The sequence below is a fragment of the Aeromonas sp. QDB34 genome, from assembly GCF_027705405.1.
GTDB lineage: Bacteria > Pseudomonadota > Gammaproteobacteria > Enterobacterales > Aeromonadaceae > Aeromonas > Aeromonas hydrophila.
In genome coordinates this window covers 178,350-203,303 of sequence record NZ_JAPDBT010000001.1, presented here as the reverse complement: position 1 = coordinate 203,303, position 24,954 = coordinate 178,350, and the positions used below count along the sequence as shown (strand labels likewise).

Annotated in this window: 26 protein-coding genes and 1 pseudogene; 8 read left to right on the top strand and 19 right to left on the bottom strand. The window is 63.5% G+C overall.

Annotated features, from left to right (window positions below; genetic code table 11):
• Position 1 precedes the first annotated feature (1 nt).
• Complete coding sequence (locus OKC29_RS01000) at positions 2 to 1,117, bottom strand: ATP-NAD kinase family protein (RefSeq protein ID WP_073349910.1); 1,116 nt, start codon at positions 1,115 to 1,117, stop codon at positions 2 to 4.
• 118 nt (positions 1,118 to 1,235) lie between these two features.
• Between OKC29_RS01000 and OKC29_RS00995 the strand changes: the two genes are divergently transcribed.
• The gene (locus OKC29_RS00995) at positions 1,236 to 1,970 is read left to right on the top strand and encodes a TerC family protein (RefSeq protein WP_016350476.1); all 735 of its coding nucleotides are present in this window, start codon (positions 1,236 to 1,238) and stop codon (positions 1,968 to 1,970) included.
• A 57-nt stretch (positions 1,971 to 2,027) separates the two neighbouring features.
• Here the strand turns inward: OKC29_RS00995 and OKC29_RS00990 are convergent, their stop codons facing one another.
• From OKC29_RS00990 to pspA, 13 genes and pseudogenes are all read right to left on the bottom strand, one after another.
• Positions 2,028 to 2,516 carry an OmpA family protein gene (locus tag OKC29_RS00990; RefSeq protein ID WP_029303240.1) on the bottom strand — a complete coding sequence of 163 codons (489 nt, stop codon included), beginning with the start codon at positions 2,514 to 2,516 and terminating at the stop codon, positions 2,028 to 2,030.
• Between the two features lie 2 nt (positions 2,517 to 2,518).
• Positions 2,519 to 3,787, bottom strand: coding sequence for a diguanylate cyclase domain-containing protein (locus OKC29_RS00985; RefSeq protein WP_073349908.1), 1,269 nt, complete (start codon positions 3,785 to 3,787; stop codon positions 2,519 to 2,521).
• On the bottom strand, positions 3,784 to 4,365 hold the full coding sequence (locus OKC29_RS00980; RefSeq protein ID WP_270668758.1) for a YfiR family protein: 582 nt from the start codon (positions 4,363 to 4,365) through the stop codon (positions 3,784 to 3,786). Before OKC29_RS00980 ends, OKC29_RS00985 begins: the two co-directional genes overlap by 4 nt.
• A gap of 165 nt (positions 4,366 to 4,530) precedes the next feature.
• The gene (gene tyrR, locus OKC29_RS00975) at positions 4,531 to 6,078 is read right to left on the bottom strand and encodes a transcriptional regulator TyrR (protein ID WP_016350472.1); all 1,548 of its coding nucleotides are present in this window, start codon (positions 6,076 to 6,078) and stop codon (positions 4,531 to 4,533) included.
• A 134-nt stretch (positions 6,079 to 6,212) separates the two neighbouring features.
• Complete coding sequence (locus OKC29_RS00970; RefSeq protein WP_404833730.1) at positions 6,213 to 6,302, bottom strand: 4a-hydroxytetrahydrobiopterin dehydratase; 90 nt, start codon at positions 6,300 to 6,302, stop codon at positions 6,213 to 6,215.
• 31 nt (positions 6,303 to 6,333) lie between these two features.
• A pseudogene (locus OKC29_RS00965) lies at positions 6,334 to 6,449 on the bottom strand (4a-hydroxytetrahydrobiopterin dehydratase); the annotation flags it as partial.
• Between the two features lie 5 nt (positions 6,450 to 6,454).
• Positions 6,455 to 6,793 (bottom strand): 4a-hydroxytetrahydrobiopterin dehydratase, encoded by a 339-nt coding sequence (locus tag OKC29_RS00960; RefSeq protein WP_005300093.1) that lies wholly within the window; start codon positions 6,791 to 6,793, stop codon positions 6,455 to 6,457.
• Positions 6,794 to 6,847: 54 nt separating this feature from the next.
• Positions 6,848 to 7,642, bottom strand: a complete 795-nt coding sequence (gene phhA, locus OKC29_RS00955; protein ID WP_073349904.1) for a phenylalanine 4-monooxygenase — start codon at positions 7,640 to 7,642, stop codon at positions 6,848 to 6,850.
• A 171-nt stretch (positions 7,643 to 7,813) separates the two neighbouring features.
• Entirely contained in the window at positions 7,814 to 8,845 is a 1,032-nt protein-coding gene (locus OKC29_RS00950; protein WP_073349902.1) for a YcjF family protein, read from the bottom strand.
• Between the two features lie 66 nt (positions 8,846 to 8,911).
• On the bottom strand, positions 8,912 to 10,318 hold the full coding sequence (locus OKC29_RS00945) for a YcjX family protein (protein ID WP_162275668.1): 1,407 nt from the start codon (positions 10,316 to 10,318) through the stop codon (positions 8,912 to 8,914).
• Between the two features lie 131 nt (positions 10,319 to 10,449).
• The gene (gene pspC / locus OKC29_RS00940) at positions 10,450 to 10,854 is read right to left on the bottom strand and encodes an envelope stress response membrane protein PspC (RefSeq protein ID WP_029301161.1); all 405 of its coding nucleotides are present in this window, start codon (positions 10,852 to 10,854) and stop codon (positions 10,450 to 10,452) included.
• Entirely contained in the window at positions 10,851 to 11,087 is a 237-nt protein-coding gene (gene pspB / locus OKC29_RS00935) for an envelope stress response membrane protein PspB (protein ID WP_005300084.1), read from the bottom strand. The genes pspC and pspB overlap by 4 nt, the downstream gene beginning before the upstream one ends.
• A gap of 3 nt (positions 11,088 to 11,090) precedes the next feature.
• Positions 11,091 to 11,771, bottom strand: coding sequence for a phage shock protein PspA (gene pspA, locus OKC29_RS00930; protein ID WP_011705754.1), 681 nt, complete (start codon positions 11,769 to 11,771; stop codon positions 11,091 to 11,093).
• Positions 11,772 to 11,967: 196 nt separating this feature from the next.
• On the opposite strand from pspA, the gene pspF reads away from it, so the two are divergent.
• The 7 genes from pspF to OKC29_RS00895 all read left to right on the top strand — a co-directional run bounded on the left by pspF (position 11,968) and on the right by OKC29_RS00895 (position 18,546).
• Positions 11,968 to 13,002 (top strand): phage shock protein operon transcriptional activator, encoded by a 1,035-nt coding sequence (pspF, locus tag OKC29_RS00925; protein WP_044799825.1) that lies wholly within the window; start codon positions 11,968 to 11,970, stop codon positions 13,000 to 13,002.
• A 90-nt stretch (positions 13,003 to 13,092) separates the two neighbouring features.
• Entirely contained in the window at positions 13,093 to 14,688 is a 1,596-nt protein-coding gene (sapA, locus tag OKC29_RS00920; protein WP_162275818.1) for an ABC transporter substrate-binding protein SapA, read from the top strand.
• A gap of 2 nt (positions 14,689 to 14,690) precedes the next feature.
• Positions 14,691 to 15,650, top strand: a complete 960-nt coding sequence (locus OKC29_RS00915; RefSeq protein WP_011705751.1) for an ABC transporter permease — start codon at positions 14,691 to 14,693, stop codon at positions 15,648 to 15,650.
• Between the two features lie 35 nt (positions 15,651 to 15,685).
• Positions 15,686 to 16,579 (top strand): ABC transporter permease subunit, encoded by an 894-nt coding sequence (locus OKC29_RS00910; RefSeq protein ID WP_073349896.1) that lies wholly within the window; start codon positions 15,686 to 15,688, stop codon positions 16,577 to 16,579.
• A complete protein-coding gene (locus OKC29_RS00905) occupies positions 16,579 to 16,707 on the top strand; it encodes a hypothetical protein (protein ID WP_017409657.1) in 129 nt (42 codons plus the stop codon). Before OKC29_RS00910 ends, OKC29_RS00905 begins: the two co-directional genes overlap by 1 nt.
• Positions 16,707 to 17,705, top strand: a complete 999-nt coding sequence (locus OKC29_RS00900) for a peptide ABC transporter ATP-binding protein (protein ID WP_005300065.1) — start codon at positions 16,707 to 16,709, stop codon at positions 17,703 to 17,705. The genes OKC29_RS00905 and OKC29_RS00900 overlap by 1 nt, the downstream gene beginning before the upstream one ends.
• Positions 17,706 to 17,760: 55 nt before the next feature.
• On the top strand, positions 17,761 to 18,546 hold the full coding sequence (locus OKC29_RS00895; RefSeq protein WP_073349894.1) for a peptide ABC transporter ATP-binding protein: 786 nt from the start codon (positions 17,761 to 17,763) through the stop codon (positions 18,544 to 18,546).
• Between the two features lie 154 nt (positions 18,547 to 18,700).
• Here OKC29_RS00895 and miaE read toward each other — a convergent pair whose 3' ends face one another.
• The 5 genes from miaE to OKC29_RS00870 form a co-directional block, all read right to left on the bottom strand.
• Entirely contained in the window at positions 18,701 to 19,459 is a 759-nt protein-coding gene (gene miaE / locus OKC29_RS00890; protein ID WP_017409658.1) for a tRNA isopentenyl-2-thiomethyl-A-37 hydroxylase MiaE, read from the bottom strand.
• A 184-nt stretch (positions 19,460 to 19,643) separates the two neighbouring features.
• Positions 19,644 to 21,164, bottom strand: a complete 1,521-nt coding sequence (gene purF, locus OKC29_RS00885) for an amidophosphoribosyltransferase (protein WP_011705746.1) — start codon at positions 21,162 to 21,164, stop codon at positions 19,644 to 19,646.
• Positions 21,165 to 21,185: 21 nt separating this feature from the next.
• A complete protein-coding gene (locus tag OKC29_RS00880) occupies positions 21,186 to 21,674 on the bottom strand; it encodes a CvpA family protein (RefSeq protein WP_011705745.1) in 489 nt (162 codons plus the stop codon).
• A 186-nt stretch (positions 21,675 to 21,860) separates the two neighbouring features.
• On the bottom strand, positions 21,861 to 23,156 hold the full coding sequence (serS, locus tag OKC29_RS00875) for a serine--tRNA ligase (protein ID WP_011705744.1): 1,296 nt from the start codon (positions 23,154 to 23,156) through the stop codon (positions 21,861 to 21,863).
• A gap of 339 nt (positions 23,157 to 23,495) precedes the next feature.
• Complete coding sequence (locus OKC29_RS00870) at positions 23,496 to 24,833, bottom strand: replication-associated recombination protein A (RefSeq protein ID WP_162275667.1); 1,338 nt, start codon at positions 24,831 to 24,833, stop codon at positions 23,496 to 23,498.
• Positions 24,834 to 24,954: the final 121 nt, after the last annotated feature.

Sequence of the window (24,954 nt, the reverse complement as noted above, 5' to 3'; positions counted from 1 at the left end):
CCTATTCCGGGTTGGCCACCGGGTAGATGACCTGATCCTTGTATCCCGTGGTGATCCGCAGATAACCACTTAACGACCGGTTCAGCGCCGGGTCATCGGTATCCACCAGCAAGGGCCTGCCCGCAAGGGCCGCCAGCTTGGCTTTGGTGGCCAGGACCTGGATCTGGTCCCGCCCGATGGCCCGCAACACCTCTGGACTCAGTTGCTGATTTCCGCGCCCGAACAGATGTCCCTGACCGCCGATCAGGGTAATGATCAGCCGGCAGCGACGGCCCCGGATCCGGGTCAGGATCTCGGCGGCGGACAGATCCTGCCCGATAAGCCGGCCATTTTCCACCAGATCCACACCGAGCAGGGTATTTTCGAGGCCGAGCTCCGCCATGCAGGCCGCCACCGTGCTGCCGGAGCCCATCAGATAGAGGGTATCGGGCTCCATCTGCTCGACCACGCCGGCGGCGATGTCCGCCAGCACCAGCTCTTCAGACTCGCGCCCCCCCTGCTTGACCGCCTGCACATAGCGCAAATCGCCGGGCACCTGCAGCTGGCCGTAGTGGCGGGCGCGCACCTTGCCGGCGCGAAACGCCTCCTCGTCGATGTCCATCACCTCGGCATCCACCAGACTCAGCAGCTCGCCGGCGATCATCCTGGCCGCCACCCGGCCGCTGGCGGCGGGCGTCACCCCATAGACCCCGGAGTGGATCTTGCAGCCGGCCGGAATGCCGAGCACGTGGCACGCCTCCCCTACCGCCGCGCAGATGTCCCGCGCGGTGCCGTCACCGCCGGCAAACAGCAGCAGATCGATGCCCGCCTCGCGCATCCGTTCGGCGGCGATACGGGTATCGGCCGCCGTGGTGGCTGCTGCCGCGGGCTGATGGACGATGCGGCAGGGCAGACCGAGCTCGCCGGCAAGCTCGGCCCCCATCTCGCCCGCCACCGTCAGCAGCTCGAAGCGGTCCGCCAGTTCACACAGCGGCAGCAGCGCCTGGCGGGTCCGCTCGCGGGCCTTGGGGACGGCGCCACGGGCCAGCGCCTCGGCCACCATGCCGTCACTGCCCTTGAGACCGACCGCGCCGCCGATGCCGGCGACCGGATTGATGATGAGTCCTAAACGAAACATATGTCCCTCCCGTTGGATGGCCGCCATTTTTATCTTTTCCTGCCACTGGGACAAGCCATAACCCCCTGTTAGAATGCGCGGCTTCAACCCTCAATCAAAGTTCAACCAAGGTTCAATCATGCTGGAATGGATTGCAGACCCCTCCGCCTGGGTCGCGCTCGCCACCCTGACCCTGCTCGAGATCGTACTGGGCATCGACAATATCATCTTTATCTCCATCCTGGTCGGTCGCCTGCCGGAGGCACAGCGCCAGAAGGCGCGGATCCTGGGGCTGGGTCTCGCCATGGGTACCCGCATCCTGTTGCTGCTCTCCCTGGCCTGGGTGATGCGTCTCACCGAGCCGCTGTTCACCGTGCTGGGCGAGGCCATCTCGGGCCGCGATCTCATCCTGCTGCTGGGGGGTCTGTTCCTCATCGGCAAGAGTGCCCACGAGATCCATGCCACCCTGGAGGGCGCCGCCGAGCCTGAGAGCGTGAGCGCCGCCGCGTCCGGCTTCATCAGCACCCTGATCCAGATCGCCATTCTCGACATCGTCTTCAGCCTGGATTCGGTCATCACCGCCGTGGGCATGGCGGATCACGTGCCGGTCATGGTGCTGGCCATCATGATCGCCGTCTTCATCATGATGTTCGCCGCCAAGGCCATCGGCGATTTCGTCGACAATCACCCCACCATCAAGATGCTGGCCCTCTCCTTCCTCACCCTGGTCGGTTTCGCGCTGATGGCCGAGGGGATGGATCTGCACATTCCGAAGGGCTACATCTACTTCGCTATGGCCTTCTCGCTGACGGTGGAGATGATCAACATCCGCCTGCGCAGTCACCACGACCGCGAAAAGCTCAAGCAGGAATAACTGCGAGCCACAAAAAAGAGCGCCATCAGGCGCTCTTTTTTTATCTACACAACCACGTCATTCATTGCTGATGACAATCGCCACGCGGCGGTTCTCGGCCCGACCGGCAGCCGTCTTGTTGTCGGCGATCGGATCGCGTTCACCACGGCCCCGGATGTCCAGGTTGGCCTGCGGCATACCGACCGAAACCAGCACGTCGGCCACCGACTGCGCCCGCTTGTACGAGAGCTGATCGTTATAGTCCGCCGCCCCGTTGGAGTCGGTATGACCATCGATCCGCGCCCGGTTCAAGCCAACCTCCTGCAGGGTCTTGCCCAGTTTTTCCACCACCACACGGGTCTTGGGGGTCAGGGCACCGGCGTTGTTGGCAAACAGCACACGGTTGGAGAAGTCCAGAGTCCAACCCTCATCGGTCAGGCGAAAGCCTTGCTCCTTGAGTACGGCGATCTGCGCTGCGGTCAGGCCGTGGGGGGCGCTTTGGCACCCCGCCAGCACGCTCAACAGCAGGCCGATCAAGCCGGTTTTCATCAGGACATGGATCTTCATTGTTATTTTTCCTCAGCAGAGACATCGAATTCCAGCTGGTCATGGAGCGCAAGCTCCCGACGCAGCCGTTTGGCTTGGTACATGGCATGGTCCGCCTGCTGCAGCAGATCGGCGGCGGTCAGCCCCTGATCCGGATACAGCGCGATCCCGATGCTGACGGCAGCCACCAGCTGGCTGCCATCCCCCAGTACCACGGGGTCTGCCATGGCCTGCTGGATGCGGGCAACCACATCTTCCGCCTCGCCCACCTGGGACAAGGGGGTCAGCAGGATGGCAAACTCGTCCCCCCCCAGACGGCATACCAGATCCATCGGCCGCAGCTGATGTTGTACCCGTCTGGCCAGGGCGATCAGCACGTCATCCCCGGCGGCATGGCCCAGGGTGTCGTTAATCTGCTTGAAGCGATCACAATCGAGGTAGAGCAGTGCAAAGCGCTCATCATGCAGCCGGCCGGTGGTCACCGCCTGATCCAGACGAGCCTCAAACAGAGCACGATTGGGCAAGCCGGTCAAGGCGTCATGGGTGGCCTGGTGCAGCAGGCTGGCATTCTCCCGCCGCTGGTGAGCCTGCCAGGCTTCCAGTTCGTCGAGCAGGGAGTTGAAATCCTGGCCGAGCGCGTGCAGCTCGGCAATGTTGGCCTCCGGCACCCGCATGGCGAGGATCCGCTGGCGGCTGACGCTGTGGGCCACCTGGGCCAGATCCTTGAGCGGCACGGTGAGGGAGTTTTGCATCCGGCGCGCCACGTAAAGCGCCCCCAGGGTGCTGAGCACCAGGCAGAGCAGCATCGCCAGCAGGGTTTGCAACAGGAACAGCAGCAGGTATTGGCCGTGCCCCACCAGATGAATGCGGGCGATCTCCACCCCGCCCCGCAACATGGGCTGATCCACCGGCCCCGGCAGGATGAGCCGCGCCAGATACTGCTCAAGACCGGACCAGGGGGTGCTCATGGCCCGGTTCCAGCTGGCCAGCAATTGGCCGCTCGGCAGATAGATGCTGGCCCGCGCCACATCCTCGTGGGTGGTGATGGCCTGCAGCGCCTCGCGGGCCGCCTCTTCGTCGTGGAACACCACGGCCGCTTCGCTGGTGTAGCTGATGGCCCGCGCCACCAACTCCAGGTTGTGATCCGCATAGAGCCGCAGCGCCAGCAGGGCGATGCCGGTCAGCAGCACACCGGCCATGCAGACCGCCGTCAGGGACGTCACCAGGTGGGTGCGTCCCAGACTCTGTCGCAAGGTGAGGCGCTGGTTGGGGGGGCGGAACAAACCGATCATGAGCCCCCCTCATCGGCCTTGGCCAGCTTGAGCACGGCGGGATGCACCCGCACCCCGCTCCTGGCCAGGGCATCCAGATTGACCCGAAAACGGATCCGCTCCTTGCCGATCTGCTGGCAGAAGACGGAGTCGGCCACGCACTCGGTGCTGTGTTCGCTGATGCTGAGAATGGGGTAACCGCGCAGCCGCTCGAACAGCGGCAGCCGTCGCTCGGGGGACAACACCCCCAGATAGAGCACGTCACACTGGGGGCCGATCGCCTTGTCATCGACGTCGTAGCGATGGACGCTGACCGGCCGGCCGTTGGCCTGCTGCTTGATGGAGAAGAGCGCGGTGGCATACTCCGTCGGCGCCGCCACGCACAGGCGCAGTTCGCTCGGCTCGGTCGGCCAGCGGGTGTAGCTGAGAATGTCGAGCACGGTCTGGCGCACCTGCTCGGCTCGCAGCTCGGCCGAGGTCAGGGGGGGCGGCTCGGTGGAGAGGGCCAGCGTGCAAACCAGCGGCGCCAACCACGCCAGGATCCGGATCAGTGAAAAAGAGTGCATCGTGCCTGCGCTTAAGCCCACATCAGCACCCATGAAGGGCGGTTGCCCGCGAGGGGTGAGCCGGATGGAAATAGTATTGAACTTGTCAGCAGCATGACAAGGCGCAGCCGACAGAGCAAGGGGCTGACCGGGCCGGCATCACAATAATGACGAGGGCCCACCCGTGCGTGAGCCCTGCAATAAAGTGCATTCATGGGGTTACTTCTTGTTGATCCCGTATTCCCGCAACTTGTTGGCGATGGCGGTGTGCGACACGCCCAGCCGTTTGGCCAGCTGGCGGGTGGAGGGAAACGCCGGGTAGAGCCGCTCCAGCAGCCGGCTCTCGAAGCGTTTCACCGCCTCGTCCAGCCCCCCTTCGAACCACTCGTCGATGAGCGGCATGGCGTCGGCCGCCACCGGCAGATCCACGTGCTCAGGGCCAATCTCGTCCCCTTCCAGCAAGGTCATGGCGCGGTAGAGGCAGTTGCGCAGCTGGCGCACGTTGCCCGGCCAGCGGTAGGCGGTCAGGTATTCGGCCATGTTGCGGGTAAAGCGCGGGCGCGGACGCTGCAATTCGCTGGCAAAGCGGGAGACGAACTGCTGGGCCAGCGCCATGATGTCCGCCTTGCGCTCGCGCAGCGGCGGCAGTGCCAGGCTCAGCACGTTGAGGCGATAGTAGAGGTCTTCCCGGAACTTGCCCTCGTGCACCAGATCCAGCAGCTGCTTCTGGGTGGTGCAGATGAAGCGCACGTTGACCTTTACCTCCTGCTCGTCACCGACCCGGCGGAACACGCCATCCTGCAACACCCGCAAAAACTTGGTCTGCAGATGGGGGGACATGTCGCCGATCTCGTCCAGCATCAGAGTGCCGCCGCTCGCCAGCTCCAGTACCCCGCGCTTGCCCTCGGTGTTGTTGCCAAAGGCGCCGGGGGCATAACCAAACAGCTCGCTCTCGGCCACGTTGTCCGGCATGGCCGCACAGTTCAGCGCCATGAAGGGGTGGCTGGAGCGCAGGCTGGCGCCGTGACAGGCGCGGGCAAGCAGCTCCTTGCCGGTGCCGGTCTCGCCGACGATGAGCAGCGGCGCATCCTGCATCGCCAGCTTGCTCGCCTGGGCCAGCACCTGTTTCATCTTCTGGCTCTCGGCCTGCAGGTGTTCAAAGCCCCCCACTTCCACCGCGTGCAGCGCGCTGAAGTGCATGCCGACCCGGCGGGCGGATTTGAGCACCACCACGGCGCCAGCCAGGGCCTGTCTGCCCTTCTCCTCGGCCACGAACAGCGGCATCAGATCCGCCAGATACTCTTCGCCATTGATGCTGAGCTTGCAGGTCTGCGGCCGGATCTCGCTCGCTTCCAGCCAGCGGCTGAAGGAGAAGCCCTTGACCAGGGAGCCGAGCGCCGCGCCGCGCACCTCCTCCACCGGCAGGGCCAGGGTGGTGAGGGCGGACTGGTTGGCCTGGGTCACCTTGCCCTTGGCATCGAGGGAGAAGACCAGATCCGGCAGCGCCTTGAGCAGCGCCTCGATCTCGTGGTGTTCGCGCTCGGAGGGCATGTAGGGGATGGTCTTGACGTCATAGACCCCGGGAATGCGGCGGATCTCCGGCATCAGGTGCTGGAAATCACGAAACTCCAGCTCGGGAAAGTTGAGATAGATGATGCCTGAGGTATCGATTTCGATGCCGCGCAGATCGATGTTGTGCTCAACCAGACGGTCGAGCAGTTCCCGGGTCAGGCCCAGGCGGTCTTCACAGCTGACTTCAAGACGCATTCGGGACACACTTCCTAGCTAACTCTATGAATGACCGGATAATACAGACTCGATCCCGCCAGTGCGAGCGCCAGCCCATAAAAATGCGGGCCCGCCCCGTTTTCACCGGGCAGGCCCGCGCCATCCACAGACGTTTATTTGAGCAGCTGGCCGGTGCGCGCCGCCATGATGAAGTCGTTGCGATGTAATCCACCTATCTTGTGGGTCCACCAGCTGACGGTCACTATCTCGCCCACTCGGTGAGTGAGGGCGTCTTCACTTCAGCAGCTCATCCGTGCGCGCCGCCATGATGAAGTCATTGCGGTGTAAACCGCCAATTTTGTGGGTCCACCAGCTGACGGTCACCATATCGCCCACTCGGTGAGTGATGGCGTCTTCACTTCAGCAGCTCATCCGTGCGCGCCGCCATGATGAAGTCGTTGCGGTGTAATCCACCAATTTTGTGGGTCCACCAGCTGACGGTCACCTTCCCCCACTCGGTCAGAATGGCGGGGTGATGGAATTCCGCCTCTGCCAGTTCACCCAGCCGGTTGGTGAAGGCGAGTGCCTCCTTGAAGTTGCGAAAGGTGAATTCGCGCCGCAGCTGCAGCTCACCTTTCACCACCAGCGGCTGCCAGTCGGGGATGAGGCGCATCAGTTCGCTCAGCTCCTGCTCGCTCACCTTGGGGGCATCGGCGCGGCACGCTTCACACTGCTGGCTGGCCAGTTCGGACATGGGACTCTCCTTGTGTATCGATGAAAAGGGGGTAATCAAACACCGGCGGGCGACTCAGCTCGCCTGCTTGCCGCCGGCCGGTGCAAAACGGGGGGGGCGCAGCCCCAGACGGCGCGCCTCGGCCACCATGGCCATGATGTCCTGCTCCGCCAGACGATAGAGCTCGCCAAGCTCGGGCAGCACGAAATAGGTGGGCTGCATGATGTCGATGCGATACGGGGTGCGCAGCACCTCGATGGGATCAAAGGGTTGCAGCACGGGTTGGCCGCCAAGGGCATAGGCGGTCTCGCCGATGGAGGAGAGAATGCCGCCGCCATAGATGCGCAGTCCGTCCGCCGTGGCCAGCAGGCCAAACTCCACCGTGAACCAGTAGAGCCGCGCCAGAAAAACCCGCACCTCCTTGCCGGCCCGCAGGCCAAGCTGACCGTAGACATGGGTGAAGTGGGCGAAGGCGGGGTTGGTCAGCATGGCGCAGTGGCCGAAGAGCTCGTGAAAGATGTCGGGCTCCTGCAGGTAGTCGAGCTCGTCCCGACGGCGAATGAAGGTGGCCACCGGAAACTGGCGATTGGCCAGCAGGGCAAAGAAGCGGTCAAAGGAGATGAGCGCTGGCACCGCCGCCACCGACCAGCCGGTGGCCGGTTGCAGCACGGCGTTGATCTGGGCCAGCTGGGGGATCCGATCCCGGGGCAGGTCGAGCCGCGCCAGCCCGGCCAGGTACTCGTCACAGGCCTTGCCCTCGAGCGCCGCCAGCTGGCGTGCGATCAGGATCTGCCAGGTGCCGTGCTCCTCGTCCGAGTAGTGGATCGTGCCCGCTTCATCCGGCTGGTGGGCGGTGTAGAGACTTGCCATGGGTGACTCCATCCTCTGGGTTGCGACCCGCCATCCGGGCGGTCAGGCGCCATTGCGCGATGAGATCACTGTAACGGTTTGTCCCTCAAAAAAGCAGCCGACCCAAGGGTCGGCTGCGGCGGATAATTGTAAATAATTTGTGACAACCACAATCGAGCCCTGGCCGGCCGTTCACCCCTTGTTGAGGTAGCCCGCCAGCTGACCGATCAGCCGCTTGCGCAGCTCGCCGAGCCTGGGTTTCTCGTCCGCGCACCAGGGCAACGGGCGACACGCCTCTATGGTGCGCAGGCCGAGGCGAGCGGTGAGCAGCCCGGCCCCGACCCCTTGGGCGGCGCGGGCGGAGAGCTTGGCAGTCAGCTCGGCCCCCAGCAAGTCCATCCCCACCTCGGTCACCAGCTCGGTGGCACCGGCGTAGAGCATGTTGCGAAACACCTGACGGATGAGGCGAATGCGGCTCCAGTAGCCGAGTTCGATGGCATAAACGTCGGCGATGTCCTCGATCATTCGCAGGTTGCGCCACAACATCAGCATCATGTCGACGGTGGCGAGCGGGCTCAGGGCCACCAGCACTGCGGCCTCCCCCGACCATTTGGCCACCCGCGCCTGGGCCAGCTTGTCCCGCTCGCCGAGCACCAGCTGGCTGTAGAGGGTCAGCACTTCCCGATCGCTGTGGCTCTCGTCGAGCTGGGACAGCCAGTTGTTGTACCCCTCCCGCCCCTTGTCCCCACTCTTCTCGGCGAGCGCCTCGCAAAAGACCTGGCCCTGCCCGACGCCCTGACGGGCCAGCAGATCGTCGGCCCGCGAGCGCACATCCTGGCGCCGCTTGAGGGTGCGCAGCCGCAGCCACTCGCGCCCCACCACGCCGGCGGTCCCTGCCGCTACCAGCGCCGAAGCCGCCAGCCAGGCGCCGCCCCAGAGCGGGGTGGTGAGAAATTGATCGTAAAGGAAGGCGCCATATTGGCCCAAGGAGAGCAAACCGACCGCCCCCAGCCCCCAGGCCAACAGCCGATGACGGCGACGCGGCTTGATGACGAGGGCGCTCTCCACCTCGATGAGATCTTCCAGCTCATCGAGGCGCTCGAAGCTCGCCTCCTCCAGCCGCTGGGCCGGCGCCGGCGCCCGCTCCTTCTCGGCTGCCGTCAACGCGGGCTCCAGGATCACCTTGCCCTGCAGCGGTGGCCGCTCTTTTATCTGATCGTTCATCGCCTTGTTCTCCTGAAAACAGTCTCCCGGGTACGGCGCAGGCAACCAGCCCGTGCCGCACACCGGTTATTCGAGGTGATCCCCGAGCAGAAACTCCAGCGCCGCATCGAGCCGGATATGGGGCAGCGCCTGATGGGCGCTCATGGGCAGCGGACGAAATGCCTGAAAATCAAAGCCCTGATTGTTCCACCACTGGGCGGGGGGGATATGGGACGGTACCTCGCCCGGAAACAGCAGCAGCGGCTCACCGCTCAGGCTGGTGCCACGGATGGCGGGGAACTCGCGGCCATCGGCCACCCCCTTGCCCACCTCGGTCGCCTTGATGGCGGCCAGCGCCAGACACTCGGTGGCAATCCCCTCGAAACGGGCCTGACCGCGGCCGCTGCGCACCAGATGCTGCAGCAGGGAGACCATGGGGCCGTGCTGCTCCGGGGTGACGTGATCGGCCTTGCTCGCCACGAACAGCAGCTTGTCGATGCGCGGCGAGAAGAGCCGCCGCCACCAGTTGCTCTTGCCGTAGGCAAAGCTCTCCATGATGCGGGCGATGGCCTGCTGCATGTCGCCAAAGCTGGCCGCGCCGGCGTTGAGGGGCTGCAGGCAATCCACCAGCACGATCTGGCGATCAAAGCCGGCAAAGTGCTGCTCATAAAAACCCTGCACCAGGTGCTGCTTGTACTGCTCGAATCGCTGCTTGAGGGTGGCGTAGAGGGTGCCCTCGGCGGGCTCGCCAACAGGCATCTCCCACACCCAGGGGACAAATTGCAGCATGGGGGCACCGGCATACTCCCCCGGCAGCACGAAGCGACCGGGCTGGATCAGGTGCAATCCCAACTCTTGTTTGCAGGCATGCAGGTAGTCGGTGTAGCGCTCGGCGAGCTGGGCCACCGGCCGCTCCTCGAAGCCCTGATCCGCCTGCCACTCGGGCGCCAGCCAGCCGGCGGCAAGGGCCTGCAGCTCGGGGCGGCGCAGCTGCTCGCGCACCTGCTCGCTCCACTGCTCGTAGCTCATCTCAAGGAGCGGCAAGTCGAGCAGCCACTCCCCGGGGTAGTCCACCAGATCCACGTAGAGGGTGGAGATCTCCCCCAGGTGCTTGCGCAGCGGGTGGCGAGTGCGATAGCGAATTTCGAGGCGCACCTCGGCCACCCCGCGGGTCGGCTCGGGCCAGGCCGGCGGATCGCCAAACAGTGCATCGAGGCCGCGTTCGTAGGCAAAGGTGGGAATGTGGGCATTTTGCTGCGGCACCCGGCGGGCACCGAGGATGCGCCCCTGGCGCAGGGCATCCCACAGGGGCAGGCGGCCATCGATGGCCGCGTGTTCCAGCTGGTTGACCAGCGCCGTGATGAAGGCCGTCTTGCCGCTGCGAGAGAGGCCGGTGACCGCCAGCCGGATGTGGCGATCCCGTACCCGGTTGACCACGTCGTTCGCCTTGTGCTGCAGGCGATTGAACTGCTGTTCCAGTTTATTGAGTATCAAGGCTTGTCCTGTTCTCCCGTCCATCCAGAGCGAAGGGGATGGCCGCTGCCACCCCCGCGCCATGGCCCCCTCGTACGGTGCCCGCCATCAAAGGCCAGCCCGCGCCGGCGGGGCCATCGCGCCGCTCAGGGTTACAAGTTGCGAAACTCCCGCTGCAGGGTGAACTCCTTGGAGGTCACCAGCTTCTCGATGCGCTGCAATCTGGGCTCCAGCCCATCCAGCTCCTGGCCGATGCGGGCAAGGGCCTGATGAGGCGTAACACCCGCCTGCCAGCTGCGCGCCTTCATCCGCACCTCGGCAAAGTCGGCATCCTCCTGGGCGTAGAGGGTGACGGGCTTCTTGTCGAGCAGAAACCAGGCGGCCACGTAGGCGGTAAAGGTGATGAAGCCGGCGAAGATGAGGCCGCTGATAGCCAGCAGCCGCACAATCCAGGTCTCCACCCCGAAGTACTCTGCCAGACCGGCACAGACCCCGGCTATCTTGCCGCGCTGGGGGTCACGATAGAGGTTGCGCCCTTCACGACTGATGCTGCTCATACCTTGTTCCTCCAGCCCGGCACTTCCGCATCCAGAATCGACTCCAGGGCACCGACCCGCTCCTGCATCTTCTCGGCACGCACCAGCAGCCCCTGTAGCTGTTCACGCTCGCCATCGGCAAGACCGGCGCCAATGCGTCCCTTGGCGCGGTAGTGCAGCACCAGCCAGATGGGGGCCACCACCACCATGAAGACCACCATGGGAACCATCAATACACCCAGCAGATCTTCCATCTGTTACTCCCCCTGTTTTGGCGTGGTATCGCCTTGGCCCAGCTTCTGGCGCATGGCCTCGAGCTCTTTGCTTATCTGATCGTCCGCTTCCAGTTCGGCAAACTGCTGGGCCAGCGCCTTGTCGGATTGTCCCAGATCGGCGCGGGCCTCCATCTCGTCGATGCGGCGCTCCATGCGCTCGAACTTGCTCACCACCGCCTGGCTGTCGCCACGGGCGACCTGGCTCTGCACGTTGAGACGGCTGCTGGCCGCTTCGCTGCGAATGGCCATCGCCTTCTGGCGGGCACGGGCGTCTTCCAGCTTGGCTTCCAGCTGACGGATCTCCTCCCCCAGCTTGGCGATGCCGCTGTCCACCGCCTGCTGCTCGCGCTCGAGGCCGTCGGCCAGCTCGGCCTGCTTCTTCTTCTCGATAAGCGCCGCGCGGGCCAAGTCTTCGCGTCCCTTGCTCAGGGCCAGCTCGGCCTTGCCCTGCCACTCGGCGACCCGCTCCTGATGGCGGCTGACCTGGCGGCCGATCTCTTTCTGGTTGGCGAGGAAGCGGGCCAGATTGGAGCGCTCCTTCACCAGCTCGTCTTCCATCTCCTGGATGATCAGGCGCACCATCTTCTGGGGATCTTCTGCCTTGTCGAGCAGGGCCGTCAGGTTGGAATTGATGATGTCGGCCAGGCGGGAAAAAATACTCATGATTGTACTCCTGTGGTTGGCATACGTTGTTTCTCCATTGACAATGGCAACTTGTGTGCCAATCTGGAACAGAATTTAACTTGTTGATTTATATGGGGCAGATAAGTCGAGTTTCAAGATGCACCACACAAGTAATGATTAGAATCACCAACTTTTGGTAAGATTGACCAGCTTTCAACGATTCACGGGGATGACTATGACCACGGCCACGGAAAGCCTGTTGGGAGAATCCAACGCATTTCTCGAGATCATTGAGCAGGCCTCCCGCCTGGCGCCGCTGCGTAAGCCCGTGCTGATCATCGGCGAACGGGGGACCGGCAAGGAGCTCATCGCCCACCGCCTACATTATCTCTCGGCGCGCTGGGATCAAAGCTTTGTCACCGTCAACTGCGCCACCTTGAGCGAGAGTCTGCTGGAGACCGAGCTGTTCGGCCACGAGGCGGGCTCCTTCACCGGTGCCGCCAAACGCCACCAGGGCCGCTTCGAGCGGGCCGACGGCGGCACCCTCTTCCTTGACGAACTGGCCACCACCAGCGCGCGGGTGCAGGAAAAACTGCTGCGGGTCATCGAGTACGGCGAGTTCGAGCGGGTGGGCGGCGCCAAGGCCCTCAAGGTGGATGTGCGGCTAGTGTGCGCCACCAACGAGGATCTGCCGGCGCTGGCCGACAAGGGGCAGTTTCGCCACGACCTGCTGGACCGGCTCGCCTTCGACGTCATCACCCTGCCCCCCCTGCGGGAGCGGCGCGAAGATATTCTGATGCTGGCGGAGCACTTCGCCCACGGCATGACCCGGGAGCTCGGCTATCCGCTGTTTGCCGGTTTCTCGCGCAAGGCGACCCAGTTGCTGCTGGATTACCCCTGGCCCGGCAACGTGCGGGAGCTGAAAAACGTGGTGGAACGCAGCATCTACCGCCAGGGCAACCCCCAGTTGCCGCTGGCCGAGCTGGTGCTCAACCCGTTCGATTCCCCCTGGCGTCCCCGGGCCCAGGCGGCGGTCACGCCCTCCCTCCCGCTGGAGCAGGCGCCGGCGGTGACTCCGGACTCCCCCGCCCTGCCGCTGGATCTCAAACAGGCGGTGGCGGGCTACGAGATTAATTTACTCAAGCAAGCACTGCAGCAATCCCAGTATAATCAGCGCAAAGCCGCCCAACTGCTGGCCCTGAGCTATCACCAGTTCCGCGGCATGCTGCGCAAATACCAGCTGCTGGACAGTGACAACGATGCGGATTAATCACCCGGGCAGCCTGCCCCAGAGCGGCACCCACCCCTTGCCGGCCCCGTCGCCGGCAACTTCGTATAAAAACATGGTTCGACAATGAGAATGCTCAAACCCTTGCTGCTTGGAGTGCTGGTGCTGCTCACCGGTTGTCAGAAACAAGACGACGCGTCCAGGACGGGACTCATCTATTGTGCGGAAGGCTCCCCCCAGACCTTCAATCCCCAGGTCTCCAATTCCGGGGTGACCCTGGATGCCAGCTCACGCCCGCTCTACGACCGTCTGCTGGAGGTGAACCCCAACACCCTGGCGCTGGAGGGAGGGCTCGCCACCCGCTGGACCGCCAGCGAAGACGGCCTCTTCTATACCCTGACCCTGCGCAAGGGCGTCACCTTTCACCATACGCCCTGGTTCAACCCCTCGCGCCCCCTCAACGCCGACGACGTGGTGTTCACCTGGCAGCGGCTGCTCAACAAGCAGCACCCCTATCACGACGTCTCCGGCGGCGAGTACCCCTACTTCTACAGCCTGGGGCTGGATCAGCTGATCAAGCGGGTCTACAAGAAGGGCACGGATCAGGTGGTATTCGAGCTAAACCGACCCGATGCCTCCTTCCTCGCCACCCTGGCCAGCGACTACGCCATCGTGCTCTCCGCCGAGTATGCCGGGCAGTTGCAAAAAGCCGGCACTCCGGGGCTCATCGACAGCCGTCCGGTGGGCACCGGGCCGTTCAGCTTCAAGGAGTATCGCCACAACGAATACGTGCGCTACCTGCGCCACCCCGGTTACTGGGGCGGCGAGGCCAAGATTGAGCAACTTATCTACGACATCACCCCCAAATCGTCCAAGCGGCTGGCCAAGCTGCTGACCGGAGAGTGCGACGTGATGAGCACCCCCTCCGCCAGCCAGCTGTCGGTGATCGACAAGGATCCCGACCTCAGCCTGGCGGTGCAGTCCGGCATGAACGTCGCCTTCCTCGCCCTCAATACCCGCAAGGCACCGTTCAACAAGGTGCAGGTGCGCCAGGCCATCGCCAGCGCCATCAACATCGACAACCTGCTGCAGGCGGTCTATTTCGAGACGGGCCAGCCCGCCAACAGCCTGCTGCCGCCGCTCTCCTGGGGTTACAACCCCTCCCTGCCGATGCGCCAGCCGGATCTCAAGCGGGCGCGCCAGCTGCTCAAGGAGGCGGGACTGGAGCAAGGGTTCGAGATGCAGGTGCTGGTGCAGCCGGGTTCGCGCGCCTACAACCCGGATGCCCTCAAAACCGCCCAGCTGATGCGAAGCGATCTGGCCAAGGTCGGCATCAAGCTCAAAATCGTGCAGCAGGAGTGGCCGGTCATCGAGGCCCGCCTCGCCCAGGGCCAGTACGACAGCCTGCTCAGCGGCTGGATTGCCGACAACGCCGACCCGGACAACTTCTTTCGCCAGCTGCTGAGCTGCGCCGCCGTCGAGCGCGGCAACAACTACAGCCGCTGGTGCAGCCCGGCGTTTGATCAGCTGCTGGACGACGCGGTGACCACGCCCCAACTGGCATTCAGGCTGCGCAACTACTACTACGCCCAGACCCTGCTCAATGAGCAAATGCCGCTCATTCCACTGGCCCATGCCCTGCGCACCCAGGTCAGCCGCAGCGACATCGAGGGGCTCTCCCTGATGCCCTTTGGCGGCACCGTCTTCAACCAGGCCTATCGGGAGTAAGCATGTTTCTCTATATCCTGCGTCGCATCAATCTGCTGCTCATCACCCTGCTGGCGCTGACCTTCGTCGCCTACCTGCTGGACGTGCGCCTCATCGGCCAGCAGGCCAGCTTCTGGAGCGGCTATCCCGACTTCCTGCGCCGCATTCTGGACGGGGATCTGGGGCTCTCCAGCGTCTCCGGCCTGCCGGTGCTGGACGAGATCCGTCACTACTTTCCCGCCACCCTGATCCTCTGCGTGGCGGCCTTCGCCATCTCGCTGCTGGTGGGCATTCCGCTCGGCACCCTGGCGGCCCTCTCCCAGGGCAAGCCGCTCGATCTCACCATCATGACCGCCGGCCTCATCGGCTACGCGGTGCCGGTGTTCTGGCTGGCGCTGCTGGTGGTGATGTTCTTCTCGCTGGATCTGGGCTGGCTGCCCGCCTCCGGCCAGATCAGCCTGCTCTATGACGTGCCCTCCATCACCGGCATCGCCCTCATCGACGTGCTGATGAGCCACGAGCCCTGGCGCCAGGCCGCCCTGCACGACGCTCTGCGCCACCTGATCCTGCCCTCGCTGGTGCTGGCGGTGGTGCCCACCACCGAGGTGATCCGCCACGTGCGCAGCTCCCTCATCGACGTGATGAAGCAAAACTACATCAAGGCGGCGGCCAGCCGCGGCCTCTCCCGTCGCCAGATCGTCTGGCGTCACGGCCTCAAGAACGCCCTGCCACCGGTGCTGCCGCTGCTGGGCCTGCAGCTGGGCAGCGTGCTCACCTCCGCCATGATCACCGAGGTGGTGTTCGAGTGGCACGGTATCGGCCGCTGGCTCATCAACAGCATCGCCCTGCAGGATTACGCCGCCATCCGCGGTGCCACCCTGGTGGTGGCCAGCTTCGTCATCTTCATCAGCGTCAGCACCGAGCTGCTCACCACCATCATCTACCCGGCGCGGCGCAAAGAACTCTATGCAAAACAAGACTGAACGTGCTCATGGCATGACCCGGAGCCAGGAATCCTATGCAAGACAAGACTAGCCTCTACCCCGAGCTCAAGATCCTCTCGCCGCTGGAGCAGACCTGGGCCTCCTATCGCCGTAATCCGCTGGCGATGGCAGGGCTCTGGTGCTTCGTGATCCTGCTGCTCATCACCCTGTTCGGCCCCCTGGTGGTGCCCTACGGCATCGACGAACAGCACAGCGCCCGTTTGCTGCTGGCCCCCTCCTGGGCCAACAGCGGCAACATCGACTACTTCCTCGGCACCGACGATCTGGGGCGCGACATCCTCTCCCGGCTGGTGGTGGGCGCCAGGTTTACCTTTGGCAACGCCCTGCTGGTGGTGGTGATCGCCATGGTGGCGGGTACCACCATCGGCATCCTCGGCGGCATGAGCAAGGGGCTCAAGTCGAGCGTGCTGCACCACCTGCTCGATACCCTGCTCTCCATCCCCTCCCTGCTGCTGGCCATCATCATGGTGGCCATCCTGGGGCCGGGTCTGTTCAACACCCTGATCGCCATCACCCTGGCGCTGATCCCTCCCTTCATCCGGGCCACCTACAACGCGGTCCACACCGAGATGCAAAAGGAGTACATCATCGCCAGCCGGCTCGACGGCTCGCCCCCCTTGCGCATCATGCGGCTGGCCATCTTGCCAAACATCGTCGAGACCCTGGTGGCCCAGACCACCCGCACCCTGTCGGCGGCCATCCTCGACATCTCGGCGGTGGGCTTTCTCGGCCTAGGCGCCCAGTCACCGCAACCGGAATGGGGGGCCATGCTGGCCGACTCGAGCGATCTCATCTATCTCGCCCCCTGGACCGTGACCCTGCCGGGCATGGCCATCCTGTTCAGTGTGCTGGTCACCAACCTGGTTGGCGAAGGCATTCGCGAAGCACTCAAAGAGGGGAATGACTGATGCAATGCTCTGTGCCCAAGATAGGCATGCTCACCCTTGTCCCCTGCCCATTCCTGTACGGCGTGCAGGTCAACCCATCGCTGGTGGGTGAAGGCATTCGCGAAGCACTCAAAGAGGGGAACGACTAATGCCTCTGCTCGACATACGCAACCTCACCATCGAGATCGACACCCCGCAGGGCAAGGTCAAGGCGGTGGACAAGGTGAGCCTGACCCTGGCCGAGGGGGAGATCCGCGGCCTGGTGGGCGAGTCCGGCTCCGGCAAGAGCCTGGTGGCCAAGGTGATCGTCGGCATCCAGAAGGACAACTGGACGGTGCGCGCCGACCGGATGCGCTTCAACGACATGGACCTGCTGACCATGGCGCCCCGCGAGCGGCGCCGCATCATGGGCCGCGAGATCGCCATGATCTTCCAGGACCCCATCAGCTGTCTCGACCCCTCCGAGGAGATCGGTACCCAGCTGGAAGAGGCGATCCCGACCGACTCCTTCGAGGGGCAGTTCTGGCAGCGCTTCCAGTGGCGCAAGAAGAAGGCCATCGCCTTGCTGCACCGGGTCGGCGTCAAGGATCACCGCAAGGTGATGCGGGCCTACCCCCATGAGCTGTCGGACGGCATGTGCCAGAAGGTGATGATCGCCATGGCCATCGCCAACCAGCCGCGCCTGCTGGTGGCGGACGAGCCTACCAGCGCCATGGAGTCCACCACCCATTCGCAGATCCTGCGGCTGCTGGACAAGATGAACAAGCTGGGCAACACCACCATCCTCATCATCAGCAATGACATCGCCGCCATCGCCAACCTGACCGACACCATCAACGTGATGTATTGCGGCCAGATGGTGGAGGTGGGTACCCGGGAGCAGATCCTGGAGACGCCGCACCACCCCTATACCGATGCGCTGCTCAAGTCGATCCCCGACTTTGACAAGCTGGTGCGCCACAAGTCGCGCCTGGAAACCCTGCCCGGCGTGATCCCGCCGCTGCAGCACCTGCCCATCGGTTGCCGGCTCGGCCCCCGCTGCCCCTATGCCCAGAAGCAGTGCGTGCAGACCCCGCTGATGAGCAAGATCAAGGGGCACCAGTTCAGCTGCCACTTCCCGTTGAACATGGAAGAGCCCAAAAAGTGAATTCAATCCCGTATCAAAGCGTGGCTGCATGCCCTCTCACCAAGGAGCCAGGACAGTGATCGAACCCTCCCTGTTGCAGGTCAGGGGCCTGTGCAAGACCTATCAGAACCGCACCGGCCTGTTTCGACGCCGGGCGGTGGAAGCCATCAAGCCGCTCTCCTTTGATCTCGAGGTGGGCCAGACCCTGGCCATCGTCGGCGAGGCCGGCTCCGGCAAGAGCACCCTGGCCCGCATTCTGGCGGGCATGATAGAGCCAAGCGGGGGCGAGATCGCCATCGAGGGGCAGCCGATGACCCACGGTGACTATCAGACCCGCTGCAAGCTGCTACGGATGATCTTCCAGGACCCCAACTCCTCCCTCAACCGCAAGATCCGGGTCGGCCAGATCCTGGAGACGCCACTGCGCCTCAACACCGAGATGACCGAGGAGGAGCGCCGCGACAAGGTGGTGCAGACCCTGCGCATGGTGGGCATGCTGGCCGACCACGCCCTCTTCTATCCGCAGATGCTCTCCGCCGGTCAGCAGCAGCGGGTGGCGTTGGCACGGGCGCTGATCCTCAACCCCAAGATTGTGGTGGCCGACGAGGCGCTCTCTACCCTGGATATCTCGGTGCGCTCGCAGATCATCAACCTGCTGCTGGAGATGCAGGAGACCATGGGGCTGAGCTATGTGCTGGTGGCCAACGATCTGGGGGTGGTGAGCCACATCAGCGACGAGGTGCTGGTGATGCACGAAGGACGGGTGGTGGAGCGCGGCAAGACCCTCAAGGTGTTCGCCGATCCCCAGCACGAGGTGACCCGGCGCCTCATCCAGAACTACAACAACGAATACCGCCGCTGATCCGCGCCCGGCGGCTCGCCGCCGGCCCTTGCTCGCCGTTGTCGCGCCTTAAAAAGAGACAAAAAAATCCCGGCTCAGGGGCCGGGAATTGCGCTCAAAAATGAATGCGTCGCTCGTAGTAGGAACGCTGCAATGGTAGGCAGCGCCCTGCCCGTCAACAACTGTCAGATCTTACAGGAAGACCGCTATGGAACCGGAACTGCGGATCCGGCGAGCGGATCAGCTCCGCCTCCACCTGGCCGAAGAAGGCCACCCGTTCACTGATGTCCTCCCCCGCATATTGCTCGGCCAGCGCCAGATAGTCCTGGTAGTGGCGCGCCTCGGAGCGCAGCAAGGAGACATAGAAACGGCCCAGCTCCTCGTCCAGATGGGGCGCCAGCTTGGCAAACCGCTCGCAGGAGCGCGCCTCGATATAGGCGCCGATGATCAGCTTGTCGACGATGGTGGCGGGCTCGTGGGTGCGCACATGCTGCATCAGGTTGCGGGCATAGCGGGAGGCGGTCACCGGGCCGTAAGGAATGTCGCGGGCCTGCATGATCTCCAGCACCTGCTCGAAGTGGTGCAGCTCCTCCTGAATGAGCCGCACCATGGGAAACAGCAGCGGATTGCGAGAGAGCTCCTCGAACACGGTGCGATCAGACTCCCCCATGCTGCGCTTGCCCAGGATCTCGGCCTTCTCCGGAATCGCATCCAGCTCCCGATAGAACTCCAGCTTGGGCAACAGATGGCGCTTGCCCTTGGGCAGGCAGTAGCGGCGCACCAGGCTGTGGGCAGTGAGCGCGGCCTTGTTCTCGCAGTTGGCGTGATCGATGAGCAGGGTCGGCAACCAGGCGGGATCCCGCGCCATCTCGATCCACGCATCCGGGGTCTCGCAGTGCAAAAACTGGCGCACAGGGGCTAGCAGGTCATCCATCTGAATTCTCGTCTGTTCGGGTTGATACGGCGGCGGCCCATGCTAGCGGATCCCGTCGCCACTGCCCATAGTTGCGGGTACAAACGCTGCTTTTTCAAGCAGATGCCGCACCCTTTTGGCAAGCGGAAACAACAATGGGGGCCAGGGCCCCCATCTCGTTGCAACACGTCAGCGTGGAAAACGTTTAACTACCTTCGTTAAAAATTTCCAGGTTGCTGGTGCCTTCCTGCCACTCGCGCACCGCCTTGTTGTCATCGCTGCGCATGGCGTTGAGGTGGTCGAGGTAGGATTGATCCACGTCGGAGGTGACGTAGTGGCCGTTGAACACCGAGGTTTCGAAGTGGCGCAGCTCGGGGTTGATCTCCCGCACCGCCGCTTCCAGATCTTCCAGATCCTGGAAGATGAGACCGTCGGCGCCAATCAGCTTGCACACCTCTTCCACTTCCCGGCCGTGGGCGATCAGCTCGTTAGCGGTGGGCATGTCGATGCCGTAGACGTTGGGGAAGCGAATTTCCGGCGCCGCCGAGGCGAAGTAGACCTTGGCTGCCCCCGCTTCACGGGCCATCTGGATGATCTGCTCGGAAGTGGTGCCACGCACGATGGAGTCGTCCACCAGCAACACCTTCTTGCCCTTGAACTCGGAGCTGATGGCATTGAGCTTGCGGCGCACCGACTTCTTGCGCTGGGTCTGGCCCGGCATGATGAAGGTACGGCCGATGTAGCGGTTCTTCACGAAGCCCTGACGGTACGGCAGGTCCAGGGTGTGGGCGATCTCCAGCGCCACGTCGCAGGAGGTCTCGGGGATGGGGATGACCACGTCCACGTCGAGATCTTCCCACTCGCGGGCAATCTTCTGGCCCAGCTTGCGACCCATGTTGAGGCGGGCAGCATAGACCGACACCTTGTCGATGCACGAATCAGGGCGGGCGAAGTAGACGTATTCGAAGATGCAGGAGCTCATCTGCGGGTTCTCCGCACACTGCTCGGAGAAGAGCTGGCCCTGCTCGGTGATGTAGATGGCCTCCCCCGGCGCGACGTCGCGCACCGTCTCGAAACCGATGGCGTCAAGTGCCACGCTCTCGGAGGCGAGCATGTACTCCACCTGCCCCTGCTCGTCGACCCGGCGACCCAGGATCAGCGGGCGAATGCCGTTGGGATCGCGAAAACCGATGAGGCCGTGGCCGATCACCAGGGAGACCACTGCATAGGCACCGCGGATCTGCTGGTGCACCTTGCGCACCGCCGAGAAGATGTCTTCCGGGCGCAGCGCCATCTTGTCACAGAGATCCAGCTCGTGCGCCAGCACGTTCAGCAGCACCTCGGAGTCCGAAGTGGTGTTGATGTGGCGACGGGCCACCTTGAACTGCTGCTCCTTGAGCTCCTTGGCGTTGGTGAGGTTGCCGTTGTGGGCCAGCACCATGCCGTAGGGGGAGTTCACGTAAAAAGGTTGGGCTTCAGCGGCACTGGAGCTGCCTGCGGTGGGATATCTGACATGTCCTATGCCGATATGCCCTTTCAAGCGCTGCATGTGACGCACTTCAAACACGTCCTTCACCAGGCCGTTGGCCTTGCGTTGCCGGAAGTTTCCACTGTCAATGGTCACGATCCCGGCGGCATCCTGTCCCCTGTGCTGCAACACCGTCAAGGCGTCGTAGAGGGCCTGATTGACGGGGGTGGTGCCAACTATACCGACAATACCACACATGTCTTTGCTACCTCGAAGTCACTATACCTGTTTAAGAAAACTCGATGAGTTCAACATGAACCCGAAAAACCACTGGATGACCGGCTTGAACTCGGGCACCAGCTTGGACGCCGTCCACCAGTCGCTCTGGGAGAGGTTGGTGAAGGTATCCATGAAAAAAAGCAGGGCACTGACGATCAGTACCCCGCGAATAGCGCCAAAACAGATGCCAAGCACCCGATCGGTCCCGGACAGTCCCGTCTTGTCCACCAGCAGCCCCACCACGTAGTTCACCACGCTGCCGAGGATCAGGGTCGCCACGAACAGGGCGGCGATGGCCAGGCCGTTGCGCACCAGCGGGTCGCTGAACGAAGTGAAGTAGATGGCGAGATCCGAATAGAAATGGCTGGCGATGAAGAAGGCGACGAACCAGGTGACAAGGGACATGGCCTCCTTGACGAAGCCGCGCACCAGGCTGATGAGAGCAGAGAAACCGACGATGCCGATGATGGCGTAATCAATCCAGACCATAGAAAAAGATGTCCTGCGAAATTGCGGCGCAGTCTAACAAAAACGATTGCGCAATGCTTGATAAAAATGTGTTAACGGTTCAAACAGGCGGCGAACCAGCGTATTCACTGCCCATTGAAACGGTTGACCGACGCCAGAATGCACAACGCCATGGCATGCCATGGCGTTGTCGTCTGCAATGAGCGCTTACCCGATGTGGGTCAGGCCGCCCATGTAGGATTGCAGCGCCGCCGGGATGGCGATGCGGCCGTCTTCCTGCTGGTAGTTCTCGATCACCGCCACCAGGGTGCGACCCACCGCCAGGCCGGAGCCATTCAGGGTGTGCAGCAGCTGCGGCTTGCCATCGATGCGCACGCGAGCCTGCATGCGGCGCGCCTGGAAGTCGGTGCAGTTGGAGACGGAGGAGATCTCGCGGTAGGTATTCTGAGCCGGCAGCCACACTTCCAGATCGTAGGTCTTGGCGGCGCAGAAGCCCATGTCACCGGTGGAGAGCGCCATCACGCGATACGGCAGCTCCAGCAACTGCAGCACCTTCTCGGCGTGACCCGCCATCTCTTCCAGCGCTTCCCAGGATTTTTCCGGGTGCACCAGCTGTACCATCTCGACCTTGTCGAACTGGTGCATGCGGATGAGACCACGAGTGTCACGGCCGTAGGAACCGGCTTCGGAACGGAAGCAGGGGCTGTGGGCAGTCATCTTGATGGGCAGTTCCTGCTCGTCGAAGATCTCGTCGCGGGCCATGTTGGTGAGCGGCACTTCGGAGGTCGGGATCAGGGAGAACTTACGTACCTTGCCCTCTTCTTCCCCTTCGCCGTCGATGCCGGTATTGAACAGGTCCTGGGAGAACTTGGGCAGCTGGCCGGTGCCGTACAGGCTGTCCGGGTTGACCAGATAGGGCACGTAGCACTCGGTGTAACCGTGCTGCAGGGTGTGCAGGTCCAGCATGAACTGGGCCAGGGCACGGTGCAGACGGGCAATCTGGCCCTTCATCACCACGAAACGGGAGCCGGAGAGCTTGACGCCGTTCTTGAAGTCAACGCCCTTGGCCGCTTCACCCAGATCGATGTGATCGCGTACCGGGAAGCTGAACTCGCGCGGGGTGCCCCAGCGGCGCACTTCCACGTTGTCGTTCTCGTCACGGCCAACCGGGGTGGTGTCGCTCGGCAGGTTGGGGATGGCGTCTGCGATGACCTTCAGCTCGGCCAGCAGGGCATCCAGCTCGACCTTGCTGGTCTCGAGCTCTTCGTTGATCTTGGTGACCTCGGCCTTGAGCGGGGCAACATCTTCGCCGCGACGGGCAGCCTCACCGATGGATTTGGAGCGGGCGTTGCGCTCGGCCTGCAGCTCCTGGGTACGGGACTGCAGATCCTTGCGTTTCTCTTCCAGAGCATTGACAGCCGCTACGTCCAGAACGTAGCCACGTGTCGCCAGACGAGCGGCAGCTTCGGCGATATCGCTGCGCAGATATTTGGGATCCAGCATGGTTTACCTACTTTTTTAAAATGGGATCTGGGCCTGAGTCATCATGACGGGCTGGAAAACAGATCCGGAAGTTAACATCGGTTGGCGCACCCCTGTCGTCTTTCAGAATCGGGCCTATGGTGAGCAGGCCTTCGAAATCAAGAAGATGGCACCAGGCCAAGACAAGCGGGGTCAGAAGGCCAGTGTATCAGACCGCCCCCCCGCCCGAACAGGGACTATTGCGCCCGTTTTGCCCTGTTTTCCGGGGGATGACGACCTGGATCAAATCGGCTGACCAATTAACGCGCAACCCGGCAACACAGACCCGGGAGAGGCTCGCTACCAGCCACCATTGCATCACTATTTGTCCCGTTGCCGTGGGCTCTGCCGATCCAGTTCATGCAGATAGTCGAGCTTCTGGCCAATCTGCTTCTCCAGCCCCCGCTCAGTGGGCTGATAGTACTGCTTGCCGGCCAGCTCGGGCGGGAAGTACTGCTCGCCGGCAGCATAGGCACCGGGCTCGTCGTGAGCATAACGGTACTCGGCGCCATAGCCCAGCTCGCTCATCAGCTTGGTCGGTGCGTTGCGCAGGTGCGGCGGCACCTCGAAGTCCGGCAGGTTTTTGGCATCGTGAAGCGCCGCCTTCCAGGCGGTGTAGACCGCATTGCTCTTGGGTGCGCAGGCGAGGTAGACGATCGCCTGGGCGATGGCCCGCTCCCCTTCCGCCGGTCCGATACGATGGAAGCAGTCCCAGGCCGAGAGCGCTACCTGCATGGCACGGGGATCGGCATTGCCCACGTCCTCGGAGGCAATCGCCAGCAGCCGGCGGGCAATATAGAGCGGATCGCAACCGGCGCTCACCATGCGGGCATACCAGTAGAGCGCCGCATCCGGCGCCGAGCCGCGAATGGATTTGTGCACCGCCGAGATGAGGTCGTAGAAGTGATCCCCCCCCTTGTCGAAGCGCGCCACGTGCTCCCCCACCACGGCGGCCAGCAGGGTGCTGTCGATAAGCTTGTGGCCGCTGCCGTCGGGCTCGGCCATGTCGGCCAGCAGCTCCAGGTAGTTGAGGGACTTGCGCCCGTCCCCATCCACCGCCTTGGCCAGCGCCTCCTTCACCCCGGGGGCGAAGGTCAGCGCCGGATCATTGAGCCCGCGAGCGTCCTGCATCGCCTGATCGATCAGGGTGAGGATGTCCTCCTCCTCCAATCGTTTGAGCAGATAGACCCGGGCCCGGGAGAGCAGCGCGTTGTTCAGTTCAAACGAGGGGTTTTCGGTGGTGGCGCCGATGAAGGTGATGGTGCCGTCTTCGATGTGAGGCAGGAACACGTCCTGCTGGCTCTTGTTGAAACGGTGCACCTCGTCCACGAACAGGATGGTACGCACCCCACGCCAGCTGTTCTCCTTGGCCTTGTCGATGGCGGCGCGGATCTCCTTGATACCGGAGGTGACCGCCGAGAGCCGCTCGACCTCGGCCTGGCAGTAGTGAGCCATCAGCTCGGCCAGCGTGGTCTTGCCGGTACCGGGAGGCCCCCACAGGATCATGGAGTGGCAGTGACCGGCCAGGATCGCTTTGCGCAGGGGCTTGTCAGGCCCCAGGATATGTTGCTGACCGATATACTGCTCGAGGGTTTGCGGCCGCATCCGGGCCGCCAGCGGACGAAAGTCCGACGAGAAATCCAGCGACAAGTTGCTCATCTGTTTTGACCGTTCAGTATCACGCATACCGCCATGGAAAAACGGGCCGACGAGACATCCAACAAGAGGTTACTCATCGGTATTGACCCCCAGCGTCATGCCCGTCGCCATTGGCAGACGG

What these genes read in the sequence shown, in the direction of transcription:
- OKC29_RS01000 (WP_073349910.1), bottom strand. Translation starts at nt 1,117, where the DNA reads ATGTTTCGTTTAGGACTCATCATCAATCCGGTCGCCGGCATCGGCGGC.
- OKC29_RS00995 (WP_016350476.1), top strand. Translation starts at nt 1,236, where the DNA reads ATGCTGGAATGGATTGCAGACCCCTCCGCCTGGGTCGCGCTCGCCACC.
- OKC29_RS00990 (WP_029303240.1), bottom strand. Translation starts at nt 2,516, where the DNA reads ATGAAGATCCATGTCCTGATGAAAACCGGCTTGATCGGCCTGCTGTTG.
- OKC29_RS00985 (WP_073349908.1), bottom strand. Translation starts at nt 3,787, where the DNA reads ATGATCGGTTTGTTCCGCCCCCCCAACCAGCGCCTCACCTTGCGACAG.
- OKC29_RS00980 (WP_270668758.1), bottom strand. Translation starts at nt 4,365, where the DNA reads ATGGGTGCTGATGTGGGCTTAAGCGCAGGCACGATGCACTCTTTTTCA.
- tyrR (WP_016350472.1), bottom strand. Translation starts at nt 6,078, where the DNA reads ATGCGTCTTGAAGTCAGCTGTGAAGACCGCCTGGGCCTGACCCGGGAA.
- OKC29_RS00960 (WP_005300093.1), bottom strand. Translation starts at nt 6,793, where the DNA reads ATGTCCGAACTGGCCAGCCAGCAGTGTGAAGCGTGCCGCGCCGATGCC.
- phhA (WP_073349904.1), bottom strand. Translation starts at nt 7,642, where the DNA reads ATGGCAAGTCTCTACACCGCCCACCAGCCGGATGAAGCGGGCACGATC.
- OKC29_RS00950 (WP_073349902.1), bottom strand. Translation starts at nt 8,845, where the DNA reads ATGAACGATCAGATAAAAGAGCGGCCACCGCTGCAGGGCAAGGTGATC.
- pspC (WP_029301161.1), bottom strand. Translation starts at nt 10,854, where the DNA reads ATGAGCAGCATCAGTCGTGAAGGGCGCAACCTCTATCGTGACCCCCAG.
- pspB (WP_005300084.1), bottom strand. Translation starts at nt 11,087, where the DNA reads ATGGAAGATCTGCTGGGTGTATTGATGGTTCCCATGGTGGTCTTCATG.
- pspA (WP_011705754.1), bottom strand. Translation starts at nt 11,771, where the DNA reads ATGAGTATTTTTTCCCGCCTGGCCGACATCATCAATTCCAACCTGACG.
- pspF (WP_044799825.1), top strand. Translation starts at nt 11,968, where the DNA reads ATGACCACGGCCACGGAAAGCCTGTTGGGAGAATCCAACGCATTTCTC.
- sapA (WP_162275818.1), top strand. Translation starts at nt 13,093, where the DNA reads ATGCTCAAACCCTTGCTGCTTGGAGTGCTGGTGCTGCTCACCGGTTGT.
- OKC29_RS00915 (WP_011705751.1), top strand. Translation starts at nt 14,691, where the DNA reads ATGTTTCTCTATATCCTGCGTCGCATCAATCTGCTGCTCATCACCCTG.
- OKC29_RS00910 (WP_073349896.1), top strand. Translation starts at nt 15,686, where the DNA reads ATGCAAGACAAGACTAGCCTCTACCCCGAGCTCAAGATCCTCTCGCCG.
- OKC29_RS00905 (WP_017409657.1), top strand. Translation starts at nt 16,579, where the DNA reads ATGCAATGCTCTGTGCCCAAGATAGGCATGCTCACCCTTGTCCCCTGC.
- OKC29_RS00900 (WP_005300065.1), top strand. Translation starts at nt 16,707, where the DNA reads ATGCCTCTGCTCGACATACGCAACCTCACCATCGAGATCGACACCCCG.
- miaE (WP_017409658.1), bottom strand. Translation starts at nt 19,459, where the DNA reads ATGGATGACCTGCTAGCCCCTGTGCGCCAGTTTTTGCACTGCGAGACC.
- purF (WP_011705746.1), bottom strand. Translation starts at nt 21,164, where the DNA reads ATGTGTGGTATTGTCGGTATAGTTGGCACCACCCCCGTCAATCAGGCC.
- OKC29_RS00880 (WP_011705745.1), bottom strand. Translation starts at nt 21,674, where the DNA reads ATGGTCTGGATTGATTACGCCATCATCGGCATCGTCGGTTTCTCTGCT.
- serS (WP_011705744.1), bottom strand. Translation starts at nt 23,156, where the DNA reads ATGCTGGATCCCAAATATCTGCGCAGCGATATCGCCGAAGCTGCCGCT.
- OKC29_RS00870 (WP_162275667.1), bottom strand. Translation starts at nt 24,833, where the DNA reads ATGAGCAACTTGTCGCTGGATTTCTCGTCGGACTTTCGTCCGCTGGCG.